This is a genomic window from Streptomyces sp. NPDC048002 (assembly GCF_040653275.1).
Classification (GTDB): Bacteria; Actinomycetota; Actinomycetes; order Streptomycetales; family Streptomycetaceae; genus Streptomyces.
In genome coordinates this window covers 128,736-150,218 of sequence record NZ_JBEZNL010000015.1, presented here as the reverse complement: position 1 = coordinate 150,218, position 21,483 = coordinate 128,736, and the positions used below count along the sequence as shown (strand labels likewise).

Annotated in this window: 20 protein-coding genes; 9 read left to right on the top strand and 11 right to left on the bottom strand. The window is 72.0% G+C overall.

Annotated features, from left to right (window positions below; genetic code table 11):
* Nucleotides 1-39: 39 nt before the first annotated feature.
* Nucleotides 40-4,938 carry an ATP-dependent helicase gene (locus tag AB0E07_RS20420; protein ID WP_362253689.1) on the bottom strand — a complete coding sequence of 1,633 codons (4,899 nt, stop codon included), beginning with the start codon at nucleotides 4,936-4,938 and terminating at the stop codon, nucleotides 40-42.
* A 92-nt stretch (nucleotides 4,939-5,030) separates the two neighbouring features.
* Here AB0E07_RS20420 and AB0E07_RS20415 point away from each other — a divergent pair, with 92 nt between their 5' ends.
* The 3 genes from AB0E07_RS20415 to AB0E07_RS20405 are packed head-to-tail and all read left to right on the top strand — an operon-like array spanning nucleotide 5,031 to nucleotide 6,921.
* On the top strand, nucleotides 5,031-5,897 hold the full coding sequence (locus tag AB0E07_RS20415) for an AraC family transcriptional regulator (RefSeq protein ID WP_362253686.1): 867 nt from the start codon (nucleotides 5,031-5,033) through the stop codon (nucleotides 5,895-5,897).
* A complete protein-coding gene (locus AB0E07_RS20410) occupies nucleotides 5,894-6,616 on the top strand; it encodes an AzlC family ABC transporter permease (RefSeq protein WP_362253683.1) in 723 nt (240 codons plus the stop codon). Before AB0E07_RS20415 ends, AB0E07_RS20410 begins: the two co-directional genes overlap by 4 nt.
* Nucleotides 6,613-6,921: an AzlD domain-containing protein gene (locus AB0E07_RS20405; RefSeq protein ID WP_362253680.1), complete on the top strand. Its 309-nt coding sequence runs from the start codon at nucleotides 6,613-6,615 to the stop codon at nucleotides 6,919-6,921. Before AB0E07_RS20410 ends, AB0E07_RS20405 begins: the two co-directional genes overlap by 4 nt.
* Nucleotides 6,922-6,989: 68 nt before the next feature.
* On the opposite strand, the gene AB0E07_RS20400 is transcribed toward AB0E07_RS20405, so the two are convergent.
* Nucleotides 6,990-7,934 (bottom strand): hypothetical protein, encoded by a 945-nt coding sequence (locus AB0E07_RS20400; RefSeq protein ID WP_362253677.1) that lies wholly within the window; start codon nucleotides 7,932-7,934, stop codon nucleotides 6,990-6,992.
* An 80-nt stretch (nucleotides 7,935-8,014) separates the two neighbouring features.
* Here AB0E07_RS20400 and AB0E07_RS20395 point away from each other — a divergent pair, with 80 nt between their 5' ends.
* Complete coding sequence (locus AB0E07_RS20395) at nucleotides 8,015-8,209, top strand: DUF3046 domain-containing protein (RefSeq protein ID WP_362253674.1); 195 nt, start codon at nucleotides 8,015-8,017, stop codon at nucleotides 8,207-8,209.
* A 60-nt stretch (nucleotides 8,210-8,269) separates the two neighbouring features.
* The gene (locus tag AB0E07_RS20390) at nucleotides 8,270-9,601 is read left to right on the top strand and encodes an AI-2E family transporter (protein WP_362253672.1); all 1,332 of its coding nucleotides are present in this window, start codon (nucleotides 8,270-8,272) and stop codon (nucleotides 9,599-9,601) included.
* A gap of 71 nt (nucleotides 9,602-9,672) precedes the next feature.
* On the opposite strand, the gene AB0E07_RS20385 is transcribed toward AB0E07_RS20390, so the two are convergent.
* Entirely contained in the window at nucleotides 9,673-10,245 is a 573-nt protein-coding gene (locus AB0E07_RS20385) for a GNAT family N-acetyltransferase (RefSeq protein WP_362253669.1), read from the bottom strand.
* A gap of 262 nt (nucleotides 10,246-10,507) precedes the next feature.
* On the opposite strand from AB0E07_RS20385, the gene recA reads away from it, so the two are divergent.
* The 3 genes from recA (at nucleotide 10,508) to AB0E07_RS20370 (ending at nucleotide 13,701) form a co-directional block, all read left to right on the top strand.
* The gene (recA, locus tag AB0E07_RS20380; RefSeq protein ID WP_362253666.1) at nucleotides 10,508-11,632 is read left to right on the top strand and encodes a recombinase RecA; all 1,125 of its coding nucleotides are present in this window, start codon (nucleotides 10,508-10,510) and stop codon (nucleotides 11,630-11,632) included.
* Nucleotides 11,633-11,635: 3 nt separating this feature from the next.
* Complete coding sequence (recX, locus tag AB0E07_RS20375) at nucleotides 11,636-12,520, top strand: recombination regulator RecX (protein WP_362253663.1); 885 nt, start codon at nucleotides 11,636-11,638, stop codon at nucleotides 12,518-12,520.
* Between the two features lie 212 nt (nucleotides 12,521-12,732).
* Nucleotides 12,733-13,701, top strand: coding sequence for a sugar ABC transporter substrate-binding protein (locus AB0E07_RS20370; RefSeq protein ID WP_362253660.1), 969 nt, complete (start codon nucleotides 12,733-12,735; stop codon nucleotides 13,699-13,701).
* Nucleotides 13,702-13,773: 72 nt separating this feature from the next.
* On the opposite strand, the gene AB0E07_RS20365 is transcribed toward AB0E07_RS20370, so the two are convergent.
* The 8 genes from AB0E07_RS20365 to AB0E07_RS20330 form a co-directional block, all read right to left on the bottom strand.
* Nucleotides 13,774-14,259, bottom strand: coding sequence for a rhodanese-like domain-containing protein (locus AB0E07_RS20365; protein ID WP_362253657.1), 486 nt, complete (start codon nucleotides 14,257-14,259; stop codon nucleotides 13,774-13,776).
* Nucleotides 14,256-14,798: a cysteine dioxygenase gene (locus AB0E07_RS20360; RefSeq protein ID WP_362253654.1), complete on the bottom strand. Its 543-nt coding sequence runs from the start codon at nucleotides 14,796-14,798 to the stop codon at nucleotides 14,256-14,258. The genes AB0E07_RS20365 and AB0E07_RS20360 overlap by 4 nt, the downstream gene beginning before the upstream one ends.
* 78 nt (nucleotides 14,799-14,876) lie before the next feature.
* Nucleotides 14,877-14,948: a putative leader peptide gene (locus tag AB0E07_RS20355; RefSeq protein WP_362253737.1), complete on the bottom strand. Its 72-nt coding sequence runs from the start codon at nucleotides 14,946-14,948 to the stop codon at nucleotides 14,877-14,879.
* Nucleotides 14,949-15,130: 182 nt separating this feature from the next.
* Nucleotides 15,131-16,732 (bottom strand): FAD-dependent monooxygenase, encoded by a 1,602-nt coding sequence (locus AB0E07_RS20350; protein WP_362253650.1) that lies wholly within the window; start codon nucleotides 16,730-16,732, stop codon nucleotides 15,131-15,133.
* A 176-nt stretch (nucleotides 16,733-16,908) separates the two neighbouring features.
* A complete protein-coding gene (locus tag AB0E07_RS20345) occupies nucleotides 16,909-17,817 on the bottom strand; it encodes an amino acid ABC transporter permease (protein WP_362253647.1) in 909 nt (302 codons plus the stop codon).
* A complete protein-coding gene (locus AB0E07_RS20340) occupies nucleotides 17,814-18,491 on the bottom strand; it encodes an amino acid ABC transporter permease (RefSeq protein ID WP_362253645.1) in 678 nt (225 codons plus the stop codon). Before AB0E07_RS20340 ends, AB0E07_RS20345 begins: the two co-directional genes overlap by 4 nt.
* Nucleotides 18,492-18,624: 133 nt before the next feature.
* On the bottom strand, nucleotides 18,625-19,473 hold the full coding sequence (locus tag AB0E07_RS20335; RefSeq protein WP_362253642.1) for a glutamate ABC transporter substrate-binding protein: 849 nt from the start codon (nucleotides 19,471-19,473) through the stop codon (nucleotides 18,625-18,627).
* Between the two features lie 252 nt (nucleotides 19,474-19,725).
* Entirely contained in the window at nucleotides 19,726-20,502 is a 777-nt protein-coding gene (locus tag AB0E07_RS20330; protein WP_362253639.1) for an amino acid ABC transporter ATP-binding protein, read from the bottom strand.
* A gap of 289 nt (nucleotides 20,503-20,791) precedes the next feature.
* Between AB0E07_RS20330 and AB0E07_RS20325 the strand changes: the two genes are divergently transcribed.
* Nucleotides 20,792-21,478, top strand: a complete 687-nt coding sequence (locus AB0E07_RS20325) for a response regulator transcription factor (RefSeq protein ID WP_362253636.1) — start codon at nucleotides 20,792-20,794, stop codon at nucleotides 21,476-21,478.
* Nucleotides 21,479-21,483 lie beyond the last annotated feature (5 nt).

Genomic DNA, 21,483 nt, shown 5'->3' with positions numbered 1-21,483 from the left:
GGGGGGTGCTCCTGGGGGTTCCTGTCACGGGGGCCGGGTTCAGGCGCGCAGGCGCAGGCCGCGGGGGGTGGCGACGAAACCGGCGCCTTCCAGGAGTGTGCCGGTGGGGGAGGTGAGCGCCGGGCTGCCGTTGATCCGTTCCACGGTGACCGTGCCCAGCGCGCCGGCGCGGGCGGCCGCGGCGAGGGCCTCGGCGGCGGCGGGCAGCCGGGGGTCGTCCGCGGGGGAGTCGTCCGGGGCGGTGGGCCAGGCCAGCAGGGTCTTGCCGCCGCGTTCCATGTAGAGGGTCAGTTCGCCGTCGACCAGGACCACCAGCGAGCCCGCCTTGCGGCCCGGCTTGTGGCCCGCGCCCGTCGGGGGCTCCGGCCAGGACAGGGCGGCGCCGTACGCGTTCGCCGGGTCCGCGGCGGCGAGGACCACCGCCCGGGAGTCCGGGGCGGAGCGGGGCGGGCGTGCCGGGGAGCGGAAGTCGCGGGGCGAGACGTACTCGTCGGGTCGGGCGGGCGGGTGCGGGGCCGCGTCCTCGAAGCCCTCGCCGAGACCCGTGGCGAAGCCGTGGTCGGTGAAAACCTGGTCGTTGAACGCGTGGTCGGTGAAGGCGTCCGGCGGGAGGGTGGCGTCCGGGAACGCCGCGTTCGGGAAGGACCCGGCCGGGAAGGACCCCGCCGGGAGTGCCGAGGCGGGCAGAGCCTCGCCGCGGTCGCGGGCATTGGCCACCGCGCGCAGCCGGTCCACGGCACCGTCCATCGCGAACTGCGCCGCGCCGAGCCCCTCCACCACATAGCCGCGCCGCGCCTGACCGCTCTCCTCGAACACGGACAGAATCCGGTACGTCGCGGAGAAGCCGCCCTCCACGCCTTCCGCGGAGACCGCGCCCCGGGTCACCACGCCGTGCCGGTCGAGGAGGGTGCGGGCCAGGGCGTGCGCGCGCACGGTCGGGTCGGACTCGTGCGCCGGGAGCAGGGACCAGCGCCCCGCCACCGTCGGCGGGCCGGAACGGGAGGCCGGGCGGGCGGCGGCCGTGAGCGAGCCGTATCGCCCGCGCGGGACCGTGCGCCGGGCGCGGTGGGCCGTGGCACCGGCGGTCCGGCCGGAACCCAGCAGGGAGCGCATCGGGGCCAGTGTGTCGTTGGTCAGCCGGCCCGACCAGGACAGGTCCCAGAGGGCGTCGGCCAGCTGCGGGTCGGTGGCCTCGGGGTGCGTGGTGGCGCGGACCTGGTCGGCGATCTGCCGGAAGAACAGGCCGTAGCCCCCGGACAGCGCGTCCAGGACCGACTGGTGGAGCGCGGTCAGCTCCAGCGGATGGGGCGCGGGCAGCAGCAGGGGCGCCGCGTCCGCCATGTAGAGGGAGACCCAGCCGTCCTTGCCGGGCAGGGCGCCGGCCCCCGCCCACACCACCTCTCCCGCGGAGGTCAGTTCGTCGAGCAGGGCGGGGCTGTAGTTCTGCACCCGGGACGGCAGGACGAGCTTCTCCAGCGCGGAGGCGGGCACCGAGGCACCCTGCAACTGCTCGACGGCGCGCACCAGTCCGTCGATGCCACGCAGTCCGTGCCCCTTGCCGATGTGCTGCCACTGCGGGAGGAACTGGGCCAGCGCGGCCGGCGGCACCGGCTCCAGCTCGTGCCGCAGCGCGGCGAGCGAGCGTCGCCGCAGGCGCCGCAGGACGGTCGCGTCGCACCACTCCTGACCGATCCCGGCGGGATGGAACTCGCCCTGCACGACCCGGCCCGACGCCGCGAGCCGCTGGAGCGCGCCCTCCGTGACCGCGGTGCCCAGGCCGAAGCGGGCCGCCGCGGTGACCGAGGTGAAGGGGCCGTGGGTGCGGGCGTAGCGGGCGAGGAGGTCGCCGAGCGGGTCCTTCACCGGTTCCGTGAACGCCTCGGGCACGCCGACGGGCAGCGCGGTGCCCAGCGCGTCGCGCAGGCGGCCCGCGTCCTCGATCGCCGCCCAGTGGTCGGTGCCGGCGACACGGACCCGGATGGCGCGGCGGGCCGCGGCGAGTTCCGGCGCCCACTGCGGATCCGCGCCCCGCTCGGCCAGTTCGGCGTCGGTCAGCGGGCCGAGCAGCCGCAGCAGGTCCGCGACGCCCTCGGTGTCCTTGATCCGCCGGTCCTCGGTGAGCCACCGCAGTTCCCGCTCCAGCTCGGCCAGCACCTCGGCGTCGAGCAGCTCGCGCAGTTCCGCCTGGCCGAGCAGCTCCGCCAGCAGCCGGGAGTCCAGGGAGAGCGCGGCGGCGCGGCGCTCGGCGAGCGGTGAGTCGCCCTCGTAGAGGAACTGGGCGACGTAGCCGAACAGCAGGGAGCGGGCGAAGGGGGAGGGTTCGGGGGTGGTGATCTCGACCAGGCGCACCTTCCGGGACTCCAGGTCGCCCATCAGCTCGGTGAGTCCGGGTACGTCGAAGACGTCCTGAAGGCATTCGCGGACCGCCTCCAGCACGATCGGGAACGAGCCGAACTCGCTCGCCACCTGGAGGAGCTGCGCCGCCCGCTGGCGCTGCTGCCACAGCGGGGTGCGCTTGCCGGGGTTGCGGCGCGGCAGGAGCAGGGCACGCGCGGCGCACTCCCGGAAGCGGGAGGCGAACAGCGCGGAGCCGCCGACCTGGTCGGTGACGATCTGATCGACGTCGCCCTTGTCGAAGACGACGTCAGCGGCGCCCACCGGAGCCTGGTCGGCGTCGAACTCGGTGCCCGCTTTGCGGGGCTCCTGGTCGAGCAGGTCCAGGCCCATCAGATCGGCGTCCGGCAGGCGCAGCACGATGCCGTCGTCGGCGTGCATCACCTGTGCGTCCATGCCGTACCGCTCGGAGAGCTTCGCGCCGAGCGCGAGCGCCCAGGGGGCGTGCACCTGGGCGCCGAAGGGGGAGTGCACGACGACCCGCCAGTCGCCGAGCTCGTCACGGAAGCGCTCGACCACGATCGTGCGGTCGTCGGGGATGTGACCGCACGCCTCACGCTGTTCGTCCAGGTACGACAGGACGTTGTCCGCCGCCCAGGCGTCCAGGCCCGCCGCGAGCAGGCGCAGCCGGGCGTCCTCCTTGCTCAGTGAGCCGACCTCGCGCAGGAACGCGCCCACCGCGCGGCCCAGTTCCAGCGGGCGGCCGAGCTGGTCGCCCTTCCAGAAGGGCAGCCGGCCGGGCACCCCGGGCGCGGGCGAGACCAGGACCCGGTCGCGGGTGATGTCCTCGATGCGCCAGGAGCTGGTGCCCAGGGTGAAGACATCGCCCACCCGTGACTCGTAGACCATCTCCTCGTCGAGCTCGCCGACCCGGCCGCCGCCCTTCTTGGGGTCGGACCCGGCGAGGAACACCCCGAACAGTCCCCGGTCGGGGATGGTGCCGCCGGAGGTCACGGCGAGGCGCTGGGCGCCGGGCCGGCCGGTGATCGTCCCGGCCACGCGGTCCCAGACCACGCGCGGGCGCAGCTCGGCGAAGGCGTCCGAGGGGTAGCGCCCCGCGAGCATGTCCAGGACGGCGGTGAACGCCGACTCGGGCAGCGAGGCGAAGGGCGCGGCCCGGCGGACCGCCGCGAGCAGGTCGTCGAACTGCCAGGTGTCCATCGAGGTCATGGCGACGACCTGCTGGGCCAGCACGTCCAGCGGATTGGCCGGAACCCGCAGCGACTCGATCGCGCCGATCCGCATCCGCTCGGTGACCACGGCCGCCTGGACCAGGTCACCGCGGTACTTCGGGAAGACCACGCCCGTGGAGACGGCGCCCACCTGGTGTCCCGCGCGGCCCACGCGCTGGAGACCGGAGGCCACCGACGGCGGGGACTCCACCTGGACGACCAGGTCCACTGCGCCCATGTCGATGCCCAGTTCGAGACTGGACGTCGCGACGACGGCGGGCAGCCGGCCCGCCTTCAGGTCCTCCTCGACCAGCGCGCGCTGCTCCTTGGAGACCGAGCCGTGGTGCGCGCGGGCGATGACGGGCGGGGCGCCCTGGGCGGCCCCGGAGCCGCCCATCAGCTCGGCGGGGGAGTGGTGCTCGTCCAGCGGCACACCGGTGGCCCGCTCGTACGCGATTTCGTTGAGGCGGTTGCACAGGCGCTCCGCCAGACGGCGGGAGTTGGCGAAGACGATGGTGGAGCGGTGCGACTGGACGAGGTCGGTGATCCGTTCCTCGACGTGCGGCCAGATCGACGGGCGTTCCGCGCCCTCGTTGCCGTCGGCCACCGGGGAGCCGCCCAGCTCGCCCAGGTCCTCGACCGGGACCACCACCGAGAGGTCGAACTCCTTGCCCGACCGCGGCTGCACGATCTCCACCTTGCCGCGCGGGGAGAGATAGCGGGCGATCTCGTCGACCGGGCGGACCGTGGCGGACAGCCCGATCCGGCGGGCCGGACGGGGCAGCAGCTCGTCCAGCCGCTCCAGGGACAGCGCGAGGTGGGCGCCGCGCTTGGTGCCCGCCACCGCGTGCACCTCGTCCAGGATCACCGTGTCGATGCCGGTCAGCGCCTCGCGGGTGGCCGAGGTCAGCATCAGGAACAGGGACTCGGGCGTGGTGATCAGGATGTCCGGCGGCCGGGTGGACAGCGCGCGGCGCTCGGCGGCGGGGGTGTCGCCGGAGCGGATGCCGACCTTGACCTCCGGCTCGGGCAGCCCCAGCCGGACGGACTCCTGCCGGATACCGGTCAGCGGGGAGCGCAGATTGCGCTCGACGTCCACCGCGAGGGCCTTCAGCGGCGAGACGTACAGCACCCGGCAGCGCTTCCTCGGGTCGGCGGGCGGCGGCGTCGACGCCAGCTGGTCCAGGGCGGCCAGGAACGCGGCGAGGGTCTTGCCGGAGCCGGTCGGGGCCACCACCAGCACGTCCGAGCCCTCGGCGATGGCCTGCCACGCGCCCGCCTGGGCCGCGGTGGGCGCGGAGAAGGCCCCCGTGAACCAGCCGCGGGTCGCGGGGGAGAAGCCGTCCAGGGCCTTGTGGGCGGAGCTGACCATGCGTCCATCCTGCACCCGGCCACTGACAATCGCCCCGACCTGCGCGAACGGGGCGGCTGCGCGGCCGGTCGGGGTGCGGTGAGAATGGGGGCATGGCGGGTTCGGGCGAGCGGGCACGGCACTGGCGGTACGCGGAACTGCCCGGTGTCGACCTCCTGCGTGCCCGGTACATACGCAAGACCTTCGTCCGCCACACCCACGAGAACTTCGTGATCGCCGCCATCGCCGACGGCGTCGAGGTCTTCCACCACCGCGGTTCCGACCAGTACGCCGGGGCCGGGGCGCTCGCGCTGGTCAATCCCGACACCCCGCACACCGGCCGGGCCGGGGTGCCGGAGGGCTGGCGGTACGGAGCCGTGTACCCGTCCCCCGAGGTCGTGGCCGAGATCGCGGCCGAGACCACGTCGATCCGCGGCACCCCCGGATTCGTCTCCCCGGTGCTGGACGACCCCTACACGGTGTCCCTGGTCCACCAAGTGCTGCGCGCCGCCGACGAGGGCAACGCCCTGGCCGCCGACACGCTGCTGCGGGTCGCCGTGACGAGGCTGCTCCGGCTGAACGGCGGGACGCTGCCGCAGCGCGAGATCCGCACGGCGGGGGCCCGGCTCGCGGCACGCGCGCGTGCGGTGCTCCAGGAGCGGATGGCCGGGCCGCCCACGCTGGAGCGCCTCGCCGCGGAACTGGGGACCAGCCCGTTCGCCCTGCTGAGGGCCTTCCGGGACGCCTACGGGATGCCGCCGCACACCTGGCTGACGGACGCCCGGGTACGGCGTGCCCGCGACCTGCTGGACGCCGGCGTGACACCGGCCGAGGCCGCCCTCGCCGTGGGCTTCGCCGACCAGCCCCACCTGAACCGGCACTTCACCCGGATCGTGGGGGTACCCCCGGGCGCCTACCGGCGTGAGCGCAAGAACGTACAAGACCTGGCCGGGCGGCTGCTCCTACCGTCGGAGCCGTGACAGACACAACACTCACCAAGACACGGGACGGCGAGGGCAAGCCGGACTCCGCCGTCGTCCGCGACGGGCTGGGGGTGGGCGTCGCGGTAGGACTGTCGGGGTTCGCCTTCGGGGTGACCTCGGCCGGCAGCGGGCTCACGCTGTGGCAGACCTGCGCGCTCAGCCTCCTGGTCTTCACCGGCGCCTCCCAGTTCGCGCTCGTCGGGGCGCTGGCCGCCGGGGGCGGGGCCTTCGCGGCGGCCGCCGGAGCCTTCTTCCTCGGTGTGCGCAACGCGTTCTACGGGCTGCGTCTGTCACAGGTGCTCGCCCTCCCGCGCGCGGTGCGGCCGTTCGCCGCCCAGTGGGTCATCGACGAGACGGCCGCGGTCGCGCTCGCGCAGCCCACCCGGCGCGCCGCGCGGATCGGCTTCGTGGTGACCGGGCTCAGCCTGTACGCGCTGTGGAACCTCACCACGCTGGCCGGGGCGCTCGGCGCCGAGGCCATCGGGGACACCGACGCCTGGGGCCTCGACGCGGCCGGGCCCGCCGTCTTCCTGGCGCTGCTCGCGCCCATGCTGAAGACCACGACCGAACGCGCCGTGGCCGGTGGTGCGGTCCTCCTGGGGCTCGGGCTGTTGCCCGTCCTGCCCGCCGGAGTGCCGGTCCTGGTCGCGGCGCTCGCCGCGCCGACGGTGCTGTGGGCCGAGGGCCGGCGCGGGAAGCGCGGGGAGGACCGGTGAACATCTGGATCGCCGTCGGCCTGACCGTCGTCGGCTGCTACGCCGTCAAGCTCGCCGGGCTCCTGGTGCCCGCCGGCGTCCTGGAACGGCCCCTGGTCCGTCGGCTCGCCGCGCTGCTGCCCGTGGCGCTCCTCGCCGCGCTCACCGCTCAGCAGACCTTCGCCGACGGGCGGGTGCTGACGCTGGACGCGAGGGCGGCCGGACTCGCCGCGGCCGCGGTGGCACTGGTGCTGCGTGCTCCCTTCCTGCTGGTCGTCGCGGCGGCCGTGGTGGTGACGGCGGGGGTGCGGGCGCTGGGCGGCTGACGGCGGGGGTACGGGGCGCGCGGGGCGGCCGACGGCGGGGGTACAGGGCGCGCGGGGCGGCCGACCGCTCAGCCGATGGCCCGGCCGTACGCCCTCAGGGTGTGCAGGGCGTCGATCGTGACCATCGGACGGGCCTCCAGCGCGGGGCCGGGGGACCACTGGCGCCAGCGGATCGGCCAGCCGCCGTCCTCCTGCTGCCCCGCGGCCAGGAAGTCCAGCGATCGGGCCATCTCGTCGTCGGTGAACCACGCGCGTGCCAGCGAGTGCGGGGTCCTGGCGTAGTCGTGCGGGAAGTGGTGCTCGGTGGGCGCGTAGCCGGGTGCGACCGGGTACGCGCCCAGGTCGCCGGGGTCCAGCGCGGCGAGTCGCTGCGCGCGCATCAGGCGGCCGAGCCGGTCCGCGGCGGCCTCCGCGCGCGGGCGGTCCGGAGCGTGGTCCAGGAACGCGACCGCGGCCTCGATCTCGTACGGGTGGGACTTCTCCAGCGCGTCCACCGCCTGCCAGCAGAAGTCCGTGGCCCGGAACAGCCAGGCGTGCCACACCTCGTTGCGGTGCAGCACCCCGACCACCGGTCCGGTGGCCAGCAGTTCGCTCGGCGGGTCGTCCACGACCGGCACGAACGGCGCCGAGGGATAACCGCGCTGGCTGGGACGGACCACCGGCAGGGCGCCGTCCGCGGTGGAGACCGAGGTCAGATAGCGGCATACGCGCTCCACCCGCTGCCCGCCGCAGCGGCCGACGGCGTCCAGCACCCGCAGCGCGTGCGCGGTGTGCAGCGGCTGGCTGACCGGGCCGCGCAGATCGGGCTCCAGCCCGTGACCGTAGCCGCCGTCGTCGTTGCGGTAGGCGTCCAGCGCGGTCTCCACCGGGTCGGTGCCGCCGTGCAGGAAGTGGTGTGCGAACAGGCGCTGTTCCAGTACGCGCGCGGTGAGCCACACGAACTGCTCGGCGCGGAAGAGCGGGGAGCGCGCCGGGGGCGTCGGGGGGAGTGGGGAAGCTCCGGTTTCGGCCATGCGTCAGACCGTAGGCCGGAAAGCCCCCTCGGTGAGGGGTCCCGGCTCGGGCCCACCCCCAGGGGCGGGATACTTACGTCATGAGGTTGACGGTCTTCTGGGAGCGCATGGCGGAGCACTTCGGTACGGGCTACGCCGAGACGTTCGCGCACGATCACGTGATGACGGAGCTCGGCGGGCGTACCGTCCACCAGGCACTGGACGCCGGCTGGGAGGCCAAGGACGTGTGGCGAGTGGTCTGCCACGTCATGAACGTGCCACAGGAACAGCGCTGACAGGTCACGAAGATCGAGGGACGGCATCCGGTTGTCGGTGGCGTGGGCGAGACTTGCTCCGTGGCACCCACTGACGACACCGAACAGCTCGCTCCCCAGCCCTCCTCCTCCGGCACGACGCCGGCCGGCCCTCCGGCCGACGGCGTCGCCGCGCGGCCCCCGGCCCGCATGCCGCGCTGGCTGCCGCGCGCCATGGTGCTCGCACTCGCGCTCTTCGGTGCCTTCCAGCTCGGCAGCTGGGCCTTCCACCAGCTCACCGGGCTGCTGGTCAACATCCTGATCGCGTTCTTCCTGGCGCTGGCGATCGAACCCGCGGTGAGCTGGATGGCCGCCCGGGGGATGCGCAGGGGGCTGGCCACGGGCCTGGTGTTCCTCGGTGTGATGGTGGTCTCCGCCGGCTTCGTCACCCTGCTCGGCTCGATGCTCGCGGGCCAGATCATCACGATGGTCGAGGGGTTCCCGGACTACCTGGACTCCGTGATCAACTGGATCAACACCCACTTCCAGACCGATCTGAGACGGGTGGACATCCAGGAGGGTCTGCTGCGCTCCGACTGGCTGCGCAACTACGTGCAGAACAGCGCCACCGGTGTCCTCGACGTCTCCGCCCAGGTGATCGGCGGCCTCTTCCAACTGCTGACGGTCACGCTGTTCTCGTTCTACTTCGCCGCCGACGGCCCCCGGCTGCGCCGCGCCCTGTGCTCCGTCCTGCCCCCCGCCAGGCAGGCCGAGGTGCTGCGCGCCTGGGAGATCGCGGTGCGCAAGACCGGCGGCTACCTGTACTCGCGTGGTCTGATGGCGCTGATCTCCGGCATGGCCCACTACATCCTGCTGGAGTTCCTGGGCGTACCGTACGCGCCCGTGCTCGCCGTCTGGGTGGGCCTGGTCTCGCAGTTCATCCCCACCATCGGCACCTATCTCGCGGGTGCCCTGCCCATGCTGATCGCCTTCACGGTCAACCCCTGGTACGCGCTGTGGGTGCTGATCTTCGTGGTGATCTACCAGCAGTTCGAGAACTATGTGCTCCAGCCCAAGCTGACCGCGAGGACGGTCGAGGTGCACCCCGCGGTGGCCTTCGGCTCCGTGATCGCCGGTACCGCGCTCCTCGGCGCGGTGGGCGCGCTGATCGCCATCCCGGTGGTGGCCACGCTCCAGGGGTTCCTGGGCGCGTACGTGAAGCGCTACGACGTCACGGACGATCCGCGAGTGCACGGGCACCGGGCCCGGCAGACCGGTCCCGGACTCCTCGGGCGTCTGCTGTGGGCGCGGGCGGCGCGGGAGCGTGCCGTGGGGACGGGCTCCGTGGGGGCGGGTTCCGTGGGGATGGGTTCCGCGGGGGAGCGTGACGCGTCCGCGGAGGGCGGCTCCTTTGCCGAGGAGGACAAGGGCTGACCCCTCGGCCCCCTCGGCAGGTCGAGCCGCATCAGCCCAGGTCGAGCCGCATCAGCCCAGGTCGAGCCGCATCAGCCCAGGTCGAGCCGCATCAGGATCCTGGGATGGCCGGCCAGCACCGAGGTGGTGTCGGCGGCCTTCACGAACCCGGCGCGCTCGAAGTTCGCACGCAGCCCGGCGTACGCCATCGTGAGGTCGACCCGGGCGTCGCCGTTGTCGAGGGGGTACGCCTCCACGGCCGGGGCGCCGTGGTCGCGGGCGAATTCCACCGCGCCCGCGATGAGGGCGTGGGAGATGCCCTGCTTGCGGTGGCCGGGGCGGACCCGGACGCACCACAGGGACCACACCGGCAGGTCGTCGACGTGCGGGATCTTGCGGTTGCGGGCGAAGGAGGTGTCCGTGCGCGGAGCCACCGCCGCCCAGCCGACCGGCACGTCGCCGTCGTAGGCGACCACCCCGGGAGGCGGGTCGGAGCGGCACAGGCCGGCGACGTACTCACCGCGGTCCGGGCCGCGCAGCTCGTTGTTGAGCTTGGACGGGATCCGGTAACTCAGACACCAGCAGACGTTCGCGGTGGGTGACTTCGGGCCGACGACGGCCTTGACGTCCTCGAAGACCGACGCCGGGCGAACCTCGATGGTCATAGCTGCACCCTAGACGCAGGGGGCCGGGCGCACAGGGGTTCCGCGTGGTGCGCCGAGTACCGCGTGGTGCGCTTGACACCAAAATCGAACATCCATTCTTATGGAAGCTCCGGCAAGGGTTTCGGTGGGTGTTTTGGCGCTTTTTGATGCGATGTGCACCCCAGTTATCCACAGGCCGGGCGGGCGTCGGGGCGCATTGTCAGTGGCAGGCGTTAGCGTCTTTGACGTGAAGCGATCGACTCAAGCAAATCGGGTGGAACCCATGGCAGGAACCGACCGCGAGAAGGCCCTGGATGCCGCACTCGCACAGATTGAACGGCAATTCGGCAAGGGCGCGGTCATGCGCATGGGCGAGCGGTCGATGGAGCCCATCGAGGTCATCCCGACCGGCTCGACCGCGCTCGACGTGGCCCTCGGCGTCGGCGGCCTGCCGCGCGGCCGTGTCGTCGAGATCTACGGACCGGAATCCTCCGGTAAGACGACCCTGACCCTGCACGCGGTGGCGAACGCGCAGAAGGCCGGCGGCCAGGTCGCCTTCGTGGACGCCGAGCACGCCCTCGACCCCGAGTACGCCAAGAAGCTCGGCGTCGACATCGACAACCTCATCCTGTCCCAGCCGGACAACGGTGAGCAGGCCCTGGAGATCGTGGACATGCTGGTCCGCTCCGGCGCCCTCGACCTCATCGTCATCGACTCCGTCGCCGCGCTCGTCCCGCGCGCGGAGATCGAGGGCGAGATGGGCGACAGCCACGTCGGCCTCCAGGCCCGTCTGATGAGCCAGGCGCTGCGGAAGATCACCAGCGCGCTCAACCAGTCCAAGACCACCGCGATCTTCATCAACCAGCTCCGCGAGAAGATCGGCGTGATGTTCGGCTCGCCGGAGACCACGACCGGTGGCCGGGCGCTGAAGTTCTACGCCTCGGTGCGTATCGACATCCGCCGCATCGAGACCCTCAAGGACGGCACCGACGCGGTCGGCAACCGCACCCGCTGCAAGGTCGTCAAGAACAAGGTCGCGCCGCCCTTCAAGCAGGCCGAGTTCGACATCCTCTACGGCCACGGCATCAGCCGCGAGGGCGGCCTGATCGACATGGGCGTGGAGCACGGCTTCGTCCGCAAGGCCGGCGCCTGGTACACGTACGAGGGCGACCAGCTCGGCCAGGGCAAGGAGAACGCGCGCAACTTCCTCAAGGACAACCCCGACCTGGCGAACGAGATCGAGAAAAAGATCAAGGAGAAGCTGGGCGTCGGCGTGCGTCCCCAGGAGCCGGCCGCCGAGCCGGGTGCGGACGCCGCGGGCTCCGCCGCCACCGACGAGGCAGCCAAGTCGGTGCCCGCTCCGGCCGCGGCGAAGACCGCCAAGAAGGCCGCCGCCGCCAAGAGCTGACCCATGACACGACGAACCGACTGGGCCGAGTACGCCGCTCCCGAACCGCCGAGGGCGCGGGACGGGAGAGGCGTCGGCGGTCCCACCGGGGTGGGCGGCGAGTACGGCGATGACGGACCGTACGGCTTCGGCGTCGATGACGGCGACTACGGGCCGTACGGCGACACCACCGGCCCGCAGACGGACGGGCCGTACGGTGACGGGCCTTGGGGGGACCGTGGTCCTGAGCCCGAGGCCGAGGGGCTTGCCGGCGGTTCGCGCCGGAGAGTCGGCGGGGCCCGTGGCGCGGGCGGCGCCCGGGGGCGTCGCCGGCGCGGTCGCGAAGAACCGTCCGGTGAGGACGGAGGCACCTCTTCCTCGTCGAGGGCCGAGAAGGGGGAGCTCCCCGGGGACCCGGTGGAGCGGGCACGGGCGATCTGCCTGCGCCTGCTCACCGGGACTCCGCGCACCCGCAAACAGCTCGCCGACGCACTGCGCAAGCGGGAGATTCCCGACGATGCCGCGGAGCAGGTGCTGTCGCGGTTCGAGGAGGCCGGACTGATCGACGACAGCGCGTTCGCGGACGCCTGGGTGGAGTCCCGGCACCACGGGCGGGGGCTGGCCCGCCGTGCGCTCGCACGTGAACTGCGGACCAAGGGCGTCGACTCCTCGCTGATCGACGCGGCCGTCGGACAGCTCGACTCCGAGCAGGAGGAGGCGACGGCCCGCGAACTCGTCGACCGCAAGCTCCGGTCCACCCGGGGTCTCGATCGCGACAAGCGGCTGCGCCGCCTCGCCGGGATGCTCGCCCGCAAGGGGTACCCCGAGGGAATGGCGCTGCGGGTGGTCCGACAGGCGCTGGAGGCGGAGGGGGAGGACACGGAGTTCCTGGAGGGCGAGGGGTACTGACGCGGTACGCGGGAGCCCCGTGGGATGCATGCGCCGCAGGCTTACCTTGCGTTCCCGGGAGGGTCGGGTGTGCTCCGGGTGGCTGTACCGTCTGCCGTCGTCGCGCGGACGTCCGAGCCTGGGTGGGCTTCAAGTCTGTGTCCCCACCGACGAGTTGACCCTCACGCCTCCCTGCGGAGGCCTCCTCCGTGCGCCCCGAAAGGCAGCCCGCCATGCCTTGCTCCGTCCGTCGCGGCAGACCGCTGGCCGTGTCCCTCCTCGGTTGCAGTCTGATCCTCAGCGGCTGTGGACTGCTCCAGCCCGAGACCCAGAAGAAGAGCGACGGCCCGCTCACGCTCGGGTTCGTCAACGGCGGCACCTCGCCGTTCCACAAGTGTCTGGAAGCGGCCGTCGACGACACCGCGCGCAACAACCTCGCCGACGTCCACATCGCCAACTCCGGTCAGGACGCCGCGAACGAACTGGCCAACATCGAGGACATGATCGCCCGCGGGGTGGACGCGATCATCGTGCAGACGGTGGACGTGGAGGCACTGCGCGACGACATCGCCAAGGCGAAGACCGCCGACGTCCCCGTCTTCCTCACCTCCGTCGTCCCCGACGACACCAGCGACATCCTCGGCGCCGTCGTCGTGGACCTGGAGCAGGTCGGCCGACTGGACGCCGACTGGATCGAGAAGGACGCCGAGGGCGAGGAGGTCCAGGTCGGCATCGTCGCGGGGGCGCCGGGAGCCGCCTCGGACCTCCTGGTGGGCGGTTTCGAGTCCGGGCTGCCCTCGAACGCGGAGGTCGTCGTGAACGAGCCCGGCATGTTCGACCCCGACAAGGCACGGCAGGTCGCCGCGGAGATGATCCGGGACCGTCCCGACCTCGACTACGCCTTCGTGGCCAACGAGGCGATGGCCTTCGCCGTCCGGGAGGCGCTCGACGAGGGTGGTGGGGACGCCGTCAGGATCGTCACCGTCAACGGCACCGACGAGGGGCTCGCCGCCCTCAAGGACGGCCGCTTCGCCGCGACCGTCGCCAACTCGGCGGCCGACACCGGCGAACTGGCGGTGACCAACACCATCGCCCTGCTGCGCGACTGGGGCGCCGACCGGATCGCCCACACCCCGGTGCGCCTGGTGACCGCCGACAACGCGGACACCGCTCCGCTCTACTGCCCGGCGAACGCGGAGTAGGCCGAGCGGGGGTGGCGCGGCGCGGGCCGAGCCGGCGCTGGTCAGGCGGCCGAGCCGGAACCCGAGCCGGAACTATTCCGAGGCGGGACCCGAGCCGGAGTCCGACTCCGAGCCGGACTTCGTGGCCGATCCGGACTTCGTGGCCGATCCGGGTTCGGCGCCGGTCACCGGTAGTCCCGCCGTGCGCCACGCCTGGAATCCGCCGACCAGATCGGTCGCCCGGCGCAGACCCAGCCGGTGCAGGGACTCGGCCGCCAGACTGGACGCGTACCCCTCGTTGCAGACGACCACCACGCGAAGGTCGTGGCCGCTCGCCTCCGGCACCCGGTGGCTGCCCCGCGGATCCATCCGCCACTCCAGCTCGTTGCGCTCCACCACCAGGGCGCCGGGGATCAGCCCGTCCCGCTCGCGCAGGGCCGCGTACCGGATGTCCACCAGCAGCGCCTCCCCGCTCAGCGCGGCTTCGTGGGCCTCGCGCGCGGTGATACGCACGTAGCCCGCCCGTACCCGCTCCAGCAACTCGTCGATGCCGACCGGACGTTCGTCGGAGCCGCTCACTGCCAGTCCTCCGGGCGCTCCACCTGCTCCAGGCGCAGCACGGGTCCGGTACGGCTGTACCGGCGGATGCGGGGGAGCGGCGGGTAGTAGGCGTGGACGGAGATCGCGTGGTGGTCGGGTGACTCGTTGAGGACCTCGTGGACATGGTGGTGGCCGAAGGACCGGCCCCTGCCGGCCGGCAGCCGGCGCTCACGGTCCACGTCCTCGCTGAGTTCCAGCGTCTTCCAGCCGTCCGTGGGCAGCCGGGCGGCGAGCGAGTTCTCCTTCAGCTCGCCGGCCGCCGTCAGGAACGCGCCGACCGAGTCGGCGTGGTCGTGCCAGCCGGTGCCCGACCCGGGCGGCCAGCCGATCAGCCAGGCCTCGCTCCCGGCGGGCCCCTCCAGACGCACCCAGGTGCGGCCCTCGGGGTCGAGCGGGAGGGAGGAGATCAGCTCGGTGTCGGCGGCCGTACGCCGGACGAAGTCGAGGAGGTCCGCCTGCGTGGGAGCGGCGGCGACAACGGAAGCGGAAACAGAGGAAGGGGAGGGGGAGACAGACACTTCGACCGTCCTGATGAGTGTTCGCGGAGAGCGCGCGGCGGCACGACGGCGGGCGCGCGGGTGTGGAGAGATGCGAATTCAGCAGGAACAGGTACACATGCAGCCCGCGTAGCGGACCAGGTCCACATGGACCTTCCGCCACAGGTGCACACAGGTGTACGTCACGAACCGGAGTACACCATGGTGGTGGGGACCGGTCAACTCACCCTCATTATGTGGACGGTGCGCGGTGAGGGCGCGCGGGGGCGCTCAGCGGAACCCCTTGGACGAGCCCCCTGGACGCGACCCCTTGGACGAGCCCTCTTCGGCGCGCCCTCATCAGCGCGCCCTCTTCAGCGCGTCCCTGCGGTCGCCTCCGCCTCCGCTTCCGCCTCCACCGGTCCGCCCAGCGTCGCCTCCGCCGCGGCGTACAGATCCGCCGGGCGCACTCCGTTCAGCGCGGTGACGAGGTGGCCGTCGGGCCGTACGAGCAGGACCGTGTGCGCGGCGGCACCCGGGTAGCTCTCGGCGACCAGCAGCTCCGCCGGATGCGGCAGCGCCGCCACCGCCGCCGCCAGCCGGGGCATGATTCCGGCGGTCACCCAGTGCTTGCGGTCCCACACACCCGTGCCCGGCGCGATCAGCAGCACCAGCAGCGCGCCCCGCCCGAGCCGCTCCCGCAGCTGCACGAACGAGCCGTCCTCCGCGGTCACCCGCACATCGCGGACCGGCGCGCCCACGGGCGTGTCGACGGAGACCTCGCCCTCCAGGTGGCGGGGTGCCAGGGGTGAATCGGTGTGTGCCCCCGGAGCGCCGAGCGCACCGCGCCCGAGGTGGCCCTCAGCGAGCAGCGCGTCATGGCCGCGGGCCGAGCCGGGCACGTACGCGCGCAGCCCGCCGCCACCGCGCAGCAGCGGGAGTGCCTGGTCCGCGGCGCGCAGGCGGGCGGCGACGATCGCGCGCCGCTCCGTCTGGTAGCTGTCCAGCAGTGCCTTGTGCGGACCGTGGTGCCAGGCCAGTGCCAGTTTCCAGGCGAGGTTGTCGGCGTCCCTGAGCCCCTCGTCGAGGCCGTGCGTGCCGAGCGTGCCGAGCAGATGGGCCGCGTCCCCGGCGAGGAAGACACGCCCGGCCCGCCAGCGGCGCGCCAGCCGGTGGTGCACCGTGTGGACCCCCGTGTCGAGCAGCTCGTACGCCGGGGTCGCGCCGCCCGTCCAGCCGGCCAGCGTCTCCCGGACGCGGGCCACCAGCAGCTCCGGCGTCACCAGGTCCTTGCCCGGCGGGAGGAGCCAGTCCAGCCGCCAGGCGTCCTCCGGCAGCGGACGCGCGGTGACCTCGCCGGCCGAGGGGCCCGAGGTACGCCACGGCGGCATCCGGTGCAGCATCGCCTCGTCGGGCCAGGGGAGTTCGGCGCGCAGTGCGGCGACCGCGTGCCGTTCGACGGCGGTGCGGCCGGGGAAGCGGATGTCCTGGAGCTTGCGCACCGTGGAGCGGGGGCCGTCGCAGCCGACCAGGTAACTCCCGCGCCACCAGGTGCCCTTGGGGCCACGGGTGTGCGCCGTGACGCCGGAGGGCTCCTGCTCGATGCCGTCGAGGCGGCTGTCCGTCGTGACGCGCGCCAGCCGCTCGCCGGCGAGGGCGGCGCGCAGGGCGTCGGTGAGGACGTGCTGGGCGACGTGCACGGGTGCCGCGTGGTCGAAGGAGACCTCGCGCATCACCTGCTTGCGCCGCATCGACCGCCAGCCGGCCAGTCGGCAGCCGGCCCGCCCGAGGGACAGTCCGGTCAGACGCTCCATCAGGGCGGCGGTGTCCTCGCGCAGTACGACGGTGCGCGCAGGTCGGGGTTCGTCCTTGCCGGGCCCCTCGTCGAGGACGACGGACGGCACTTCCTGACGCGCCAGCGCCAGGGCGAGCGTGAGCCCGACGGGCCCCGCTCCGACGATGATCACCGGGTCCACGGTGTGGTGCCCCCTGCCCGCGACGGTGCCCAGAGGGACGCGTGTGAACAGGAGGTTTGAGCAGGGTGCACGATCACAGAACGTATGCAACCCATTGCCGGTGCTTGCGTCAAGTGACGGAGGGCAGTGGCGATCAAGCCACTGCCCTCCGTCCGCGCGAACGATGTGACTCCGGGTCAGACAGACCCTCCGGCACCCGTGCCGTAAGTACCACCGGTGGCCGCCGGGTTCAGCTCCTCCATGTCCTCCGCGCCCAGCACCGCCCCCGTGCCGCGCTTGCTGCGCCGCAGCCTGCCCTCCAGCCAGCCGGCGAAGCTGGTCAGGATGAAGTTGAGGACGATGAAGATGACCGCCACCACGATGAAGCTCGGGATGACGTTGGCGTAGTTGGCCGCCAGCGTGCCGCGCGAGTTCAGCAGCTCGGTGAAGCCGAGCATCACACCGCCCAGGGCGGTGTCCTTCACGATGACCACCAGCTGGCTGACGATCGCCGGAAGCATCGCCGTGACCGCCTGCGGGAGCAGGATGCTGGACATCGTCTGGCCCTTGCGCAGACCGATCGCCTGGGCGGCCTCCGTCTGTCCCTTGGGCAGGGCCAGGATGCCGGCCCGGACGACCTCGGCGAGGACCGAGGCGTTGTAGAGCACCAGGCCGGTGACGACCGCGTAGAGCGGGCGGTCGGCGCTGCTGACGTCGGTGGAACGGGCGTAGAACTCGTTCGCGAACAGCATCAGCAGCAGGACCGGGATGGCCCGGAAGAACTCGACGACCGTGCCGGCCGCGCCGCGCACCCAGCGGTGGTCGGACATCCGGGCGATGCCGAAGACGGCGCCCAGCGGCAGCGCGATGACCATGGCCAGCGCCGCGGCCTTGAGGGTGTTGGCCAGACCGGGCAGGAGGTACGTCGTCCATGCCGCGGCCTCGGTGAACGGCTTCCACAGGGACCATTCCAGCTGGCCCTTGTCGTCCATCACCTGCCAGACCCACCACGCGAGCAGGGCGAGCAGGACGACGAAGACGATCGAGAGGATCAGGTTGCGCCGTTTGGCCTTGGGGCCGGGCGCGTCGTACAGAACCGAGGTCACCGCTTCACCGCCAGTCGCTTGCTCAGCCAGCCGAGGAACAGGCCGGTGGGCAGGGTCAGAACCACGAAACCGAAGGCGAAGATCGCGCCGATGAGGAGCGTCTGGGCCTCGTTCTCGATCATTTCCTTCATCAGCAGGGCCGCCTCGGCCACACCGATGGTCGCCGCCACCGTGGTGTTCTTGGTGAGCGCGATCAGCACGTTGGCCAGCGGGCCGATGACCGCGCGGAACGCCTGTGGCAGGACGATCAGCCGGAGCACCTGGCTGAAGCTCAGCCCGAGGGCGCGGGCCGCCTCGGCCTGGCCCACGGGGACCGTGTTGATGCCGGAGCGCAGCGCCTCGCAGACGAAGGCGGCCGTGTACGCGACCAGACCGAGGATCGCCAGGCGGAAGCTCTGGGCCTTGAAGTCGTCGGGCGCGCCCATCGTCATCCTGAAGATGTCGGCGAGGCCGAGCGAGGTGAAGACGATGATGACGGTCAGGGGGATGTTCCGGACGATGTTCACGTAGGTGGTGGCGAAGCCGCGCATCAAGGGGACCGGGCTGACCCGCATGGCCGCCAGCAGGGTGCCCCAGACCAGGGAACCGATGCCCGAGAAAATGGTGAGCTGCACCGTCACCCAGAAGGCGCCGAGCAGGCTCGGGTCGTCATAGTCAGAAAGAAAGTCGAACACGATCTCCCGCGCTTCCGGGTGTGAGGCGTACGTGGTGCACGGGCGGCGGTCGTGTCGGTACGCCGCCCGTGCTGACGTGCCGCGCCGCCGTGTGGGTCAGGCCGACGGCGGCGGCGCGGGCGCGGATTCCGCGTTACTGAACGATGTTGCCGATCTTCGGGGCGGGCTCGTTCTTGTACTCGGCGGGGCCGAAGTTGTCCTCGACGGCCGTCTCCCAGGCACCGTCGCTGACCATCTTCTCCAGCGCGGCGTTGATCTTGTCCGTGGTCTCGGTGTCGCCCTTCTTGACGCCGATGCCGTAGTTCTCGTTGCTGAGCTTCAGGCCGGCGAGCTTGAACTTGCCCTTGTACTGGTCCTGCGCGGCGAAGCCGGCGAGGATCGAGTCGTCGGTGGTGACCGCGTCGACCGCGCCGCTCTGCAGGCCGGCGATGCACTCGGAGTACGTGCCGTACTCCCTCAGCTGAGCGTCCGGGGCGATCTCGTCCTTGACGTTCTGCGCCGAGGTCGAACCGGTGACCGAGCAGAGCTTCTTGCCGTTGAGGTCGGTGCCCTCGGCGATGTCGGAGTCCGCCTTGACCAGCAGGTCCTGGTGGGCCAGGAGGTACGGGCCGGCGAAGTCGACCTTCTCCTTGCGCTCGTCGGTGATCGAGTAGGTGGCGGCGATGAAGTCCACGTCGCCCCGGGCGAGCGCGTTCTCGCGGTCGGCGCTCTTGGTCTCGATGAACTCGATCTGGTTCTCGTCGTAGCCGAGTTCCTTCGCCACGTAGGTGGCGACGTCCACGTCGAAGCCGGAGAAGGAACCGTCGGGCGTCTTCAGGCCCAGACCGGGCTGGTCGTACTTGATGCCGACCTTGATCTTGTCGCCGCCACCGCTGGAACCGGTGTCCCCGCTGCTGCTGTCGTCGTCGCCGCCACAGGCGGTCGCGGTGAGGGACAGGACGAGCGCAGCGGCCGCCGCGGCGGTGACCTTGCGGAGCTTCATGGTGAACATCCTTTGTCTGTGAAGAGGTGCGAGCCGTCGGTGCGGGTGACGCAGGTCCGTCGAGGACGTCGGTGGTGCGTGGTCGCGTCGCCGGCGAGAAGCGGAAACGCGTCGTCGGGGATGCGGGGTTCGCGTCGTCAGGGGCGCGGGGTTTGCGTCGTCAGGGTCGCAGAACCGCGTCCGTCGGGGTTGCGAAACCGCATGCGTCGGGGTTGCGAAACCGCATTCGTCAGGGGTGCGGAATCGCGTTCGTCAGTGGTGCAGGATCTTGGACAGGAAGTCCTTGGCGCGGTCGCTGCGCGGGTTGCTGAAGAACTGGTCCGGCACAGCCTCTTCGACGATCCGGCCGTCCGCCATGAAGACCACCCGGTTGGCGGCCGAACGGGCGAAGCCCATCTCATGGGTCACGACGATCATGGTCATGCCGTCCCGGGCGAGCTGCTGCATGACCTCCAGCACCTCGTTGATCATCTCCGGGTCGAGGGCCGAGGTCGGCTCGTCGAAGAGCATGACCTTGGGGTCCATCGCCAGGGCGCGCGCGATGGCCACACGCTGCTGCTGGCCGCCGGAGAGCTGGGCGGGGTACTTGTCCGCCTGGCTGGCCACACCCACCCGGTCGAGCAGGCCGCGGGCCTTCTCCTCGGCCTTCTTCTTGTCGGTCTTGCGGACCTTGGTCTGGCCCAGCATGACGTTCTCGAGCACGGTCTTGTGCGCGAACAGGTTGAACGACTGGAACACCATGCCGACGTCGGCGCGGAGCCTGGCCAGCTCCTTGCCCTCCGCGGGCAGCGGCTTGCCGTCGATCGTGATCGCGCCCGAGTCGATCGTTTCCAGCCGGTTGATGGTGCGGCACAGGGTGGACTTCCCGGACCCGGAGGGCCCGATGACCACGACGACCTCGCCGCGGGCGATCGTCAGGTCGATGTCCTGGAGCACGTGCAACGCGCCGAAATGCTTGTTGACGCTCTTCAGAACGACCAGGTCGCCGGTCGCGGCCGCGTCCTCCTTGGCCACCGATACTTCGGTCATCGCTCTCAGGCTCCGTCCTCCTCGGTTTCGGAGGACAGTAATAACCGTATCCGACCTGCGTCATTAGTTCTGAGGGGAATCTGAGCATCACGATCCGATAGCAATCGGACACATGTCGTAGCACTTGCGAACCGGGCGCGTACCGGCTGGATAACGACAAGCCCCGGGGAACCGGAACCCACTTGACGGCGTCGTCGTCCATCAGCGTGACTGCCTTGATGCACGCGCGCGTGCGCGTGACGTGTTTAGCCGGACCACCCGTACGGCCGATGAACAGGAAGGGGACGCGATGAGACTGCTCCTCGTCGAGGACGACAACCACGTCGCCGCCGCCCTCTCCGCGGTCCTCGCGCGGCACGGCTTCGAGGTCACGCACGCCCGCAGCGGCGAGGAGGCGCTCCAGGCGCTGGTCCCGGAGGGCGCCGGCTTCGGCGTCGTCCTGCTCGACCTGGGCCTGCCCGACCAGGACGGCTACGAGGTGTGCGGCAAGATCCGCAAGCGCACCAGCACCCCGGTGATCATGGTGACGGCCCGCTCGGACGTGCGGTCGCGCATCCACGGCCTGAACCTCGGCGCCGACGACTACGTCGTCAAGCCCTACGACACCGGCGAGCTGCTCGCCCGGATCCACGCCGTCAGCCGGCGCGCAGTCCCCGAGGACCCGGCGGCCGCGGCGGACACCGTGCTGCGGCTGGGCCCGGTCCACATCGAGCTGCCCACCCGGCAGGTGAGCGTGGACGGCTCCGTCGTCCAGCTGACCCGCAAGGAGTTCGAACTGCTGGCCCTGCTCGCGCAGCGGCCCGGCGTGGTCTTCCGCCGGGAGCAGATCATCAGCGAGGTGTGGCGCACCAGCTGGGAGGGGACCGGGCGCACCCTGGAGGTCCATGTGGCCTCCCTGCGCGCCAAGCTGCGCATGCCGACCCTGATCGAGACCGTGCGCGGCGTCGGCTACCGGCTCGTCGCCCCGGCGGGCTAGCGGGT

What these genes read in the sequence shown, in the direction of transcription:
- AB0E07_RS20395 (WP_362253674.1), top strand. Translation starts at nt 8,015, where the DNA reads ATGAGGTTGACGGTCTTCTGGGAGCGCATGGCGGAGCACTTCGGTACG.
- AB0E07_RS20420 (WP_362253689.1), bottom strand. Translation starts at nt 4,938, where the DNA reads ATGGTCAGCTCCGCCCACAAGGCCCTGGACGGCTTCTCCCCCGCGACC.
- AB0E07_RS20400 (WP_362253677.1), bottom strand. Translation starts at nt 7,934, where the DNA reads ATGGCCGAAACCGGAGCTTCCCCACTCCCCCCGACGCCCCCGGCGCGC.
- AB0E07_RS20330 (WP_362253639.1), bottom strand. Translation starts at nt 20,502, where the DNA reads ATGACCGAAGTATCGGTGGCCAAGGAGGACGCGGCCGCGACCGGCGAC.
- AB0E07_RS20325 (WP_362253636.1), top strand. Translation starts at nt 20,792, where the DNA reads ATGAGACTGCTCCTCGTCGAGGACGACAACCACGTCGCCGCCGCCCTC.
- AB0E07_RS20385 (WP_362253669.1), bottom strand. Translation starts at nt 10,245, where the DNA reads ATGACCATCGAGGTTCGCCCGGCGTCGGTCTTCGAGGACGTCAAGGCC.
- recA (WP_362253666.1), top strand. Translation starts at nt 10,508, where the DNA reads ATGGCAGGAACCGACCGCGAGAAGGCCCTGGATGCCGCACTCGCACAG.
- AB0E07_RS20415 (WP_362253686.1), top strand. Translation starts at nt 5,031, where the DNA reads ATGGCGGGTTCGGGCGAGCGGGCACGGCACTGGCGGTACGCGGAACTG.
- AB0E07_RS20370 (WP_362253660.1), top strand. Translation starts at nt 12,733, where the DNA reads ATGCCTTGCTCCGTCCGTCGCGGCAGACCGCTGGCCGTGTCCCTCCTC.
- AB0E07_RS20335 (WP_362253642.1), bottom strand. Translation starts at nt 19,473, where the DNA reads ATGAAGCTCCGCAAGGTCACCGCCGCGGCGGCCGCTGCGCTCGTCCTG.
- recX (WP_362253663.1), top strand. Translation starts at nt 11,636, where the DNA reads ATGACACGACGAACCGACTGGGCCGAGTACGCCGCTCCCGAACCGCCG.